Below are 11,100 nucleotides of genomic sequence, written 5' to 3'. Positions count from 1 at the left end.
TTGAACGTGAAAGTACCGTCACCATTCGAAGAGGCGCTCCCTTCGCCCGGCTGGCTGGTGATCGCATAGATCAGAGTGCCGGCATTATTATCGTTATCCACATCGTCTGCCAGAACGCCGGTGGTGACAGGTGCACCATCTTCGGTCGCATCAATTTCGTCATCACCGGCCGTGGGAGGATCGTTCACGCCGGTGACAGTCACAGTGACCGTGCCCGTGTTGAATAATCCGTGTTTGTCAGTTGCAGTATAAGTAAATGACACTTCACGGGTTTCACCAGCAGATAGATCCTGGAAATCGTCCCCCGGATCGAACGTGAAGGTACCGTCACCGTTCGCAGACGCAATCCCTTCAATCGGCTGATTGGTGATCGCGTAGCTCAACGAGTCAGCGTCATCGTCGCTGTCCACATCGTCGGCCAACACACCGGTTGTCACGGTACCCCCATCTTCGGTCGCGGCAAGGCTGTCAGTTGCAGTCGTCGGAGTATCATTCACTCCTGTTACCGTGACGGTGACACTCTGCGTGCCGCTGACGGCACCATGCGAATCAGTCGCGGTATAGGTAAACGTAGCCAGACGGGTTTCCCCTTCTGCCAGATCCTGGAAGTCGGCCCCGGGATTAAATGTAAAAGTCCCGTCGTTATTATTTTGAACAGTTCCTTCTGCGGGCTGTACGGTGATATTGTAAGTCAGATCTCCCGGATCGTCATCCAGGTCAATATCATCACCGGCGAAAGAACCATTAACTGTAGGTCCATCTTCCACAGCGGAAATAGCCACTGCTGAGACAGTCGGAGCATCGTTCACACCGTCGATTGAAATGGATACAAAGGCAGTATCAGTCGCGCCCTGTGAATCTTGAATTTTATAAGTAAAGTTGTCACCTGTCAGATAATTCAAACCGAGTTCTTCATAAGCCCCATTCGGGTTATAGCTGAAAGTCCCATCGCTGTTGACTGTCAATAATGCTCCGGTGCCCAGTGTGATCGTTTGCCCGACATCGGCGGTCTGGCCGTTCACTTCAACAATCGTGAAACTGTCGTTGTCATCCGCATCAGAATCCTGACCATGGTTATTATCATCGAAGAGGTTTCCATTTAAAACGGTATCCTCGTCTGTACTCAACTCATCATCCTGGGCAACTGGTGCATCGTTCACGCCATTAATGGTAATCGTGACGGTAGCCGTATCGGTGCCGCCGTTACCGTCATCAATCGTGTAGGTAAAGGTGTCCGTATCGGATTCATTGACGCCCAGGCCTTCGAAGGCGCCGTTGGGATTATAGTCGAACGTGCCATTTGCACGAATCAGTACAGTGGCTCCCGAGGCGAGCGTGAATGCACTGCCCACGGTTCCGGTCGTCATTCCCTCTTTGATTCCGGTCACAGTAAAGGAGTCACTCTGATCGACGTCACTATCAGCACCGTTTCCGGTATCGGCAAACAGATTGGCATTGAAGATTGCTGTATCTTCATCTGTAGTAAACACGTCATTTTCCGCCACGGGAGCATCATTCACACCGTCGATCGTGATCGTTACAGTTGCGGTATCGGTGCCACCGTTACCATCGCTGATGGTGTAAGTGAAGGTATCAGAGATTGTTTCGGTTACAGCCAGATCTTCAAAAGCACCGTTGGGATTGTACTGATAGGTGCCATCAGCATTGATAGTGACAATGGCGCCGGAGGAGAGTGAAAAGACATTTCCTGTGGGTCCGGAAAGTGCGACCCCATTGACTGCAGTTACGGTCAGAATGTCACTCGTATCAATGTCAGTATCATTCGTAAGTACATTCCCTCCAGTCACATTATCTTCATCGGTTGAATCAGTGTCAGTGTTGGCCACAGGATCATCGTTGATACCATAGATTGTGAATGTCACAGTTGCGGTATCAATGCCGCCGTTTCCATCACTGATAGTGTAAGTCAAAGTTTCAGTCGCAGTCTCATCGGCTGCCAGAGATTCATAGGCTCCGGAAGGATCAAAAGAAATTGAACCATCTGATTCGACCTTCACTTTTCCGCCGGCTCCGATGGTAATATAGCTCCCCACATTCCCTGCGGAACCATTGACCTCTGTCACAGTCAGAGTATCATTTTCCACATCGCTATCATTGAGCAGTAATTCCGGTGCGGAATAACCTATGACAATATTTTCATATGCGTCAAGGTCATCGTCTACGGCAACCGGGGCGTCGTTGACCTGAGTGATTGTGACCGAAAATGTACTAGTGCCCGATAGATTACCGGCAACGTCAACAGCCTGAATTTGGATTTCCGTTGTTCCGTACGCATCCGCTACCGATTTCAGAATCAGATTTCCCGTAGAGAAATCTACTTCAACAATCGCTTCGGTCATACTGACCACCTGATAGCTGAGCGGAGTCCCTCCATTCTGGTTGAAGTAGTTGCTCAGCGGTCCCAGGTCTATATCTTGAGCCGTGGGAAGATCAACAGAAAAATCTTCATGTGTCGTCTGATCAAGAATCGGGGCGCCAACAGTCGGGTCAGTTTCATCCAGCACAAATGAAACAGTAAAAGCACTGACAGCACTGACATTAGTATGCTCGTCCACAGTCAGGAAATACAGCGTGTGGACACCCCCTTCCAGACCTGATCCACCATTCATACTATCCAGGCTATTCAGAAAAGTACGATCGAGGGTAAATGTTCCCCCACTCGCACCGCCAGAAATCAACCCAAAGATATCTACATAACTTCCCCCATTAAGAGAGACTTTGAATTGCGTGATCAGACTCTCATCGGTCACTGTTCCCACGATCTTCAGCTCGTTGGTGATGCCATCCGAATTGGAGACCCCGGAATCGACTTCCAGACCGGCGATCACCGCCGGCGCATCCTGGTCACCGATCAGTTGCAGCTGGATGGGCGCAATATTCCGGTTGGAGTTCATCATCTGCAGGTCATTGTTGTCGACATCTCCATCCATATCACTATCGTACTCAGGTGAGTAGAAGTTGGTGTTTGGATTGAGTCCCATCGACTGAATATAGAACTGGCTCGTAAAACTGTTGAAGCCGAAGAGATTCTGATAAGACGCCGCCAGAGCGTAGTTGTATTCCGTATCACTCACAGTTCCGCTGCCATCCGAGTCACCGGGGAGAAATACATCCACGATGAACCCGCCGGTGGCAGAAGTCTGGCCGTGTACCAGCAGTGAGTATTCACCAGGTGCCAGAGTGGCCAGTGTCAACGAATTACTTGTACCGGCATGGTCGTTTTCAGCCAGATTCAACGGAACCACGGCATTCGTGCTGGTATTAATAAGCTGAATTGCAGCGGGATTGAAGGCAGAACCTGGTGTTGCATGCACTTCAAAACCAAGCGTCGGCGAGCTGCCTGGGCCGATATTCAGGAGTAATTCCGTCGTATCGTTTGGCTGATTCACAGAACTTTCCAGAGAAGCCAGAATATTGCTGGCAAGCAATGTTCGATCCTCAAGCCGCTCGACATGGCTTGCGTACCCGATCGGACGTGAGATCCGAAATGGCAGTCGGCGAATGAATTTGCGAGTAGATTTACGGCCAAACAGTCTTTTCAGGCTCTTCATAGAATTTTTACTCGTATCAGTTTCTGGTATTGGTCTGTTAAAAACCGGAATGATCAGTGAGGGATTTTTACTGTCAAAATAGACACATACTTTGACGATTGCATGCATTAAACCTAACAGTCAACTGTCCGTTCATTAAAAGGTTTTTCTTTTTTTGAATACGAGACTTTGGCTCAAGATCGCAGATATTAATGCACTTAATGGAATATCTTTGCCTATGAATCTACTAATTGCAATTAATAAAATGGCAATCTGCGATGTTTAGGTATCCTGGTTCGGATTGTAGGACTGTCATAAAGGTCAGGGCAGAAAATCGCATTCTGTTCAGTAGCAGGGTTAGGTTGGTCTGATGTCTCAAATCAACATCTATGTTCAACTTATGAAACAGAAATGCCGGGTTGCTTTAAAGCAACCCGGCTTCAGAAGCCCATCCGGTTTCTTGTCCTGCTCCATGCGAATATCTCTCCCCCACCAAAAGTACACTGTATTTAGTGTTCATTCAAGCATTTAAAATGCTCAATTCATAAAATGGGTAATTAAACGGTGAGAGTAGCGTTTAAACCATAAAATCAGCGCAAAGACATAAGTTATCAAAGAATTAGGGTCCGATCACGCCACCAGAAAACCGAAACTGATAGAGGAACTTTAGTTCCGGTAACTTATAGCTGCAGGCTGATCTGAGTGACGAAACTTCCTGTTTGGGAAGAGTGAATGCCCCAAGTTGAAGTAAACCATCTTTTTTCCTCAGATGGCTGCTTGAATCGTGGATCACAAACGGACAAACAAAACATACACATAGCCATATGTTTACATAATCGCCAGTCTATCGCACGAGTTGGAATAAGATGCGAATCAAAAAAATCACACAATGGATTATAACTGCCTTGGCGATCAGTGTGCCGGCAACCGGTTTTAGCCAGCAGTATGAGGTTGAAACGGCAGATTCAGTGTCTGATCTCCAGACTGAAGCGGATCGCGTATATCAGCCAGTTTCACTCTCCATGCCAGACACGCAAAGCTGTGATTCGACCGACCCGGGAACCGCGAACTGCGTGAATGAGATGTGCCTGCCGGAATGTCAGTGCTGCAATTTTCTCGATCAGTTCCTGATGAGTCATTCGCCGGTTTACCCGTCGATGAGATCAAACCGCATCCAGGTAGGCGGGTGGATTGATCAGGGATTTACGGGTAACTTCCAGAAACCAACCAATAATTTCAACCTGCCTGTCACATTTAATGACCGCTCTAACGAATACCAGATGAATCAGCTGTACCTGTTCATGGAACGCCAGGTGAATTATGGCGGTGATGAATTGGACTGGGGTTTCCGGGCTGACCTGCTGTACGGTACCGATTATTTCTACACTACTGCACTGGGACTCGAAACCGAATCCGATGGATCACCACACTGGAACAGTGGAAATGGTCCCCGTACCAGTGGTGGCAACACTTATGCCATGTACGGTCTGGCAATGCCACAACTTTATGCCGAAGTCTATGTGCCCTGGCTGGAAGGGGTCAGCATTAAAGCAGGACACTTCTATACTCCGATCGGATACGAAAAAGTAACGGCACCAGATAACTTCTTCTATTCTCACTCCTATACGATGCAGTATGGTGAGCCATTTACTCATACCGGTATTTTGACAACCTTCCAGGTGACAGAACAACTGCAACTCCTCGCCGGTGTTGCCCGCGGCTGGGATGCCTGGGAAGACCCCAATGATGATGCGGAACTGCTGGCTGGAATCGGCTGGACCAGTGCCTGCAAAGATACCAGTATCAATCTGACTCTGACTTCCGGAGATCAGGACAATGGTGCCAGCAACACAGCCAACCGTACGCTGATCAGTTTTGTGTTGTCGCATGAATTCACCGACAAACTGACTTACGTCTTCCAGAGTGATTTCGGAATTCAGGACAACGGAACCATCAATAACCAGCTCCAGGTAGTTCCCGCCAAATGGTATTCGTTCAATCAATACCTGTACTACGATGTAACTGATACCTTTGCCGTCGGAACCCGATTCGAACTTTTCCGCGATCAGAATTTCTCACGCGTGCTGCAGCTTCCAGAACCTTTAGCCACGGGTGGCAATTACTATGAACTGACCTTGGGAGCGAACTGGCGTCCTCACCCCTGTGTCACGGTTCGTCCCGAACTGCGTTTCGACTGGTCAAACACACAGGCGAACTTCTTCGGAAATACTATAAAGCCTTATCGCACCTTCCAGTCGGATTACCAGGTCCTGCTGGGCGGCGATGTCATCATCCGCTTCTAGACTGTGGCTAGTTTTACTTATAGCGTCTCCAGGTCCATTTGGACCGAGTAGAATAGACTGACAGACGCGATGGTTAAATGTGATGCGTTCTAGTGGTCTGCCTCGTAGTAAGGTTCGACATGGACCACGACTTCACGAACCGTCGGCCAGTCGAGCTGGATCTGATATCTGACCTGTTGTGCGGTCAAATGGGCCTGATCAACCGTTTCGTTGGGATTCACCTCAATATCAATGTTGACGTGGGCATCAGGTCCTGCAGTCTGAATGCGAACTTTCTCGACATCCAGTACTCCCTCTACTTTCATCGCCGAAGCTTTTACCTGATCAAAATATTTCTGGTGGGGCACTTTATCGGTCAGTTCATGCAGGTTCTCCCGGGCTGCTACCCATCCCAGATAAACCATGATCACAGAGAGAATCATGGCTGTAATATGATCGATCAGATGCCCGTAGCCGGGTAACTGGCTGGCGACCAGCAAACCGAAGGCAGCCACAAAACTCGTGATCGCATCAACCCGGTAGTGATAGGCTTCCGCAATCATGGCCGAGCTCTGCTCCTGTTTTGCCATGCGGAACACGACTCGACAGGTACCTTCCAGTAAAACCGCTGCAAACAGAGGGATCGTCCAACTCACCCAGCCAATGACCTCAGAATGCGCATGACTGATGGCGGCAAACAACTGGTATCCGAATGTGGCTGCTCCCACGATCAGAATCAGGATCCCTAATTGAAAACCTGCCAGTGGTTCAAAGCGGCCGTGTCCAAACGGATGGTCGTCATCAGGAGGCTGTTCGGCCAGCCGGATGGCAAACAGAATCCCCAGGGAAGTCAATACATCAGCACCACTGGCCAGAGCATCAACGAGCAGAACTGAATGGCCGAGGAACCAGAGCCCTACGAGTTCCATGACGATCACACACAGGCGGACCGAAATCCCCAGCCACGCGACTTTGAATAACCGTGTGGTTCGACGCCGGCGAACGCGCGAAACATCCTCGGAAACCTCCAGTGGTTCCGGAAAGACATCAAGCAGGGGGCTCTCTGAAGAGGAACCTGGTTTTCCTGAGGAATCCGCAATATTCATGAGCATCACAACACAAGAAAGTCACTCGATCTGACCAGGTCGAATCTAATCCCGAAGATTCCGGAAGCAATCAGACCTGCCTGCCGTTAATCTTGATTTGAATTCCACGGTTTGACAAGTGTGAACTCAATTGAAGCGGCGATTCATTCCGGTTTTCTGCATCCTGGCTCGAATTTTTCTCGAGCCACTTTATGCTTCATCAGGCAGAATCAGGATGTCCGGCAAGGTAAGCTGATGCTCTTTCACCATGATTTTGGCAGTCGGCCATTGTTCCATCGGGGTAATCATGATGGTCTGATCTTCTTCAATCAGAATCGTATCCCCGGTCATGGCAGGTCCTACAGAAGGATGCCAGAAGGCAGCCATCCCCGGCTGCAGTGTGAACTCACTGTTCAGGAGAATCGAAGTCTCTGCTGGTGAATAACCAATGATGTCTGCCTGATCGGAATGCTGCCATTCATCGGGGCATTCGTATTTTTCATAGATGCGTTTCACCCGGTTCCAGGTATCAAAAAATGCCCAGCCTGGTTTGGAAAAATACATCCCGGTCGCCTGCATCAGCAGGGCCAGATGATGGGACTTGATAAAGCTGGAAGGAGGCTTGCCCAGGGAAACCGTTCGCGTGGCAGCCGCGTGTAGTCCGTTCTGGGATCCAACGGCGGAAATCACACAATACCGTTCCAGCCGATCCTCGCCGTACCCCCAGTGACGGTAGCGGATGCTCTGCCCGTCCACCATGACCTGCAGACGTTTAGGAGTGACGCCATGCTTTAACAAGCGATGCGACAGACAGCCGGCAATTTCCTGTTCCGTCTGTCCTCGCTCAACACGACGCGCGGTTGCTTCGACAGCGTGGGAAACCAGTTTCCCCAGCTCCCGCATTCGTTCGCCTTCGAGCTCACTGAATGGAATCCGTAACGACTTGAGTCGTTCAGAGAGATTCAACGTCGATTCAACCCCCGTATCACTGGCAACCTTGCGACCTTTGCACAAGTCCCGAATCAGCTGTGACAATGGTTCATACCACGGACGGGTTTTAATCTGGAATCCCAGCCCGGGAATCGCACGGTCAAAAATCTGATTGGCGTCCACATTACTGCTGGCAACCAGTCGCGCATCCTGGGTAATAAAAACAGCGGCACAGCTCTCATTCGAACCGGCACGCGTTAAATCTGCGCCCGTTGTAAACCAGGCGATATTTTCGGGAGACTGCAGCAGGATGGCATCCAGTTCCAGCTCTTCCAGAATCGCAATGATCTGCTGCTGTTTCTGTTCGACATCCGTTGCACGCCGAGGGTCTGTCGTGGGGATTTCTCCTGAAGAGATAGGTGCATGAGCATTCACTGCCACGATGGTCATAAACGGCTCCCCGTTGAAACAATTACGATCGACAACTCAAATACACGCAGGCGACCCTCTAGAGCGCGTCACATTTAACCATAGCGTCTCACAATCTAATATACTCGGTCCAAATGGACCTGGAGACGCTACAGTAAAACTGGACACAGTCTGAAATACGTATGTTTGAATGTAGCTTTAATTACTGAGTTTTGTAATGAAAAATCCTGAAGTCAAGTATTTATCAGAGAACTCGGCCAAGAATGACCGCTTTCATCTTAACAGTTCCTATCATCAGATTCTTCTGACCGAAAAAAGAAATGAAGTTCAGGTAGTGGACAGGAGGTATGCAGCCAGAAAAGGCGAATAAAGAAGAATAACAGCATCCTGCAACGCACTCCGTTCCCTGTTATTAATCATATCAGAATTAAAGAGAAATCAAGGGGAATTTCCAGCAAGAATCATTGCTGGGACAAAATGTCATTTTCAGGATCTTGATTCCTGCCAGCAGTTTACTGGTGATTAACGGAGTAAACTGCGAAGTCCCAGGGGTCGGCCGGATACTTTTTGAATCACAGACTGCACTTTGGATTCTTCCGCCTCCAGATCTGCCAGAAGTGCGGAATAATCGCGATTCAGTTCCTGAATCAGCTTTTCGCGTTCCTGACTCGCCAGCTGTTGAATTTCTGCAGCCAGCTTCTCTTTTCCCCGGGCAAGTTCTGCCTGGAATGCCACTGTCAGTCCACGGGCCACCTGCTCTCCCAAACCGGATTCAATCCGCCACTCCGGTCTGTCATACGATCCGGAACCATGCAGAGTCGCAGAAATGGAATCGATCGAAGACAACGATTGCTGTAACAGTCTGGTAATGGATTGTGCTTCGGGGCGAGTGCTGTCAAATTCAAACCGGACCGGTGTCTGGCTGAACTCGATCTGGCACTGAAAGTCCTGCTGACGAAAGGTCAGGTGAGACCGGCACTCTGTCTGATCTGCGACCAGTGCCAGTGAAATCCGGTCTGAATTTTCAATCCTGATTTTTTTCTGCTGCGGCAATTTAAAATGCACGACAAATTCGTGCGCCGGTTCAGCTTCATAAAATTTTAATTCACCTGCGAACTTAACCTGCGCATCCCCATCGACCTGTGCCTGAATTCGGATCGGGTGTTGATATTGCTTCGGTGTGGAAGAGAGGTCTTTGATGACCGCCAGAAAAGGGATGCGTTCCTGATCCTTGCGGGCAAATCCCGAAAACCGAATGTCTTTAAACAGCACATCAGGATCGTTCACATCGCTGCGAAAATCGATCCATTCCCCCTGAATGCGTTCCGGCTCCTGTTCATCCTTCATCGCGTGTACGGTCTGAAACATGAAATTCGTCCAGCCGAAAACCTGTTCGATCTGCTGAGACAATTCTTCTCCTACCAGACTATGCAGAATTTTCTGGGGATCCGGTGAAACAGATTCCATCAGCTGATTAAGGTTCGCCAGATCCTGTTCTTTGGCGCGTTCAATCCGCTGATAGTCCTGCTGGGCAATTTGAGGAAGCGAATTCAATTCATTACGGATCTGCTTGCCTTGATTGACCAGTTGATCCACGCGTTCTGCTGACTGGGCATAAGTCTTGATTTTATCCAGCGTCTTGCCCTCGGCTGTTTTCACCGAGTTTTCAACCGAATCCACTTCCTGTTTCACCTGCTTGAGACGCGTCTCATAGGTCTGAAAACGCTGCTTCCATTCCGACTGGATGGCTTTAGAAACCCGCATGGTTTCCAGGCGATTGGGATCGAGTTGTTCTGCAGCAGTCGTCTTTAAAATGTCCAGACCCGATTTACCAAGCTGGCTTGAAAGGCGACGAAATCTGCCGAATTTGATACTGGATTCAACTCTCTCCGGGTCGGATGTCCGTACCGTTGATTCATCTGTCAAATCCCGGGGAACATACATTTCCACTCCGGAGACAGACGCGTTTTCCACGATCAGCTTACGATACAGAAGCGGCTTGCCGGAGAATTTCAACTGCATCTGATCAAAACAGGCGAGATAACTTTTATCATCCCGGGGGCTGACGATACATCCGGGTCCAGTCTCAATTGAAGGTGGAAAGAAACCGGTCTGCAGATCCAAAACCTCAATTGTCGTTCCGGTCAGCGAGCTGCCGACTGTCACCAGGGCCGAACGGACCAGTGGATCAAAGGCAAAAGCAAAAAAACACCAGATGATCGCTGCCAGTGCCAGACGTGGGAGCAGATAATTCCATTTCATGCGACATCCCCCGCCACAACACTGACTTCAGTCCCCCAGAGGACCTGCACAATCCAATACTTCTTGAGCTTCTCTGCGACCAGAGGAGTGTATTTCTCAAACAGCGGGCGTGTGAGGCGATAGACGGGGTAGAACAGTAACAGCCCCAGAATCAGGCTGCCCATGACAATTGTATTATTGAAATCAGTCCAGGGAGCCAGAGGCATTTCGTACAACCAGCGCCAGAATCCCTGTAGCGGAGCAGCCAGCAGCACACTGCGACCAATCAGATGACTCAATGGATCGAGCAGTAAAGTCAGCCACGAGAACAACAGAGTGGCCAGCGAAGCAGAGCTGAGGTTGATTTTGAGACTGGCCAGCAGAAACAGCAGTAATACTGATGTCAGATTATCTTTGGGAACCAGGCCGACAATCATCCCCATACTGAAACCCAGAGCCAGTTGACGGGGCGATGAGGCGCCACTGAAGGCACCTGCCAGAAAACGCAGAGGTCGAAGCCAGTAAGACATATCGCAGCGAACTCCGCTAAAACCTGAAAAACAAGGGAAATAAAGATTCTGC

Annotated in this window: 6 protein-coding genes; 1 reads left to right on the top strand and 5 read right to left on the bottom strand. The window is 49.5% G+C overall.

Annotation, left to right across the window (positions count from 1 at the left end; genetic code table 11):
- A partial coding sequence (locus ACN0YN_RS25595) for an Ig-like domain-containing protein (RefSeq protein WP_417387873.1) occupies positions 1-3,572 on the bottom strand: 3,572 nt, incomplete at its 3' end.
- 845 nt (positions 3,573-4,417) lie between these two features.
- Between ACN0YN_RS25595 and ACN0YN_RS25590 the strand changes: the two genes are divergently transcribed.
- A complete protein-coding gene (locus ACN0YN_RS25590) occupies positions 4,418-5,854 on the top strand; it encodes a porin (RefSeq protein WP_417387872.1) in 1,437 nt (478 codons plus the stop codon).
- 89 nt (positions 5,855-5,943) lie between these two features.
- Here the strand turns inward: ACN0YN_RS25590 and ACN0YN_RS25585 are convergent, their stop codons facing one another.
- The 4 genes from ACN0YN_RS25585 to ACN0YN_RS25570 form a co-directional block, all read right to left on the bottom strand.
- Entirely contained in the window at positions 5,944-6,939 is a 996-nt protein-coding gene (locus ACN0YN_RS25585; protein WP_417387871.1) for a cation diffusion facilitator family transporter, read from the bottom strand.
- Positions 6,940-7,128: 189 nt separating this feature from the next.
- Entirely contained in the window at positions 7,129-8,298 is a 1,170-nt protein-coding gene (locus ACN0YN_RS25580; protein ID WP_417387870.1) for a M24 family metallopeptidase, read from the bottom strand.
- A gap of 501 nt (positions 8,299-8,799) precedes the next feature.
- Positions 8,800-10,539, bottom strand: coding sequence for a TIGR03545 family protein (locus ACN0YN_RS25575; protein ID WP_417387869.1), 1,740 nt, complete (start codon positions 10,537-10,539; stop codon positions 8,800-8,802).
- Complete coding sequence (locus tag ACN0YN_RS25570; RefSeq protein ID WP_417387868.1) at positions 10,536-11,048, bottom strand: TIGR03546 family protein; 513 nt, start codon at positions 11,046-11,048, stop codon at positions 10,536-10,538. Before ACN0YN_RS25570 ends, ACN0YN_RS25575 begins: the two co-directional genes overlap by 4 nt.
- Positions 11,049-11,100 lie beyond the last annotated feature (52 nt).

This window comes from Gimesia sp. (genome assembly GCF_048260065.1).
GTDB lineage: Bacteria > Planctomycetota > Planctomycetia > Planctomycetales > Planctomycetaceae > Gimesia.
This window is presented reverse-complemented; position numbering and strand designations above follow the sequence as displayed.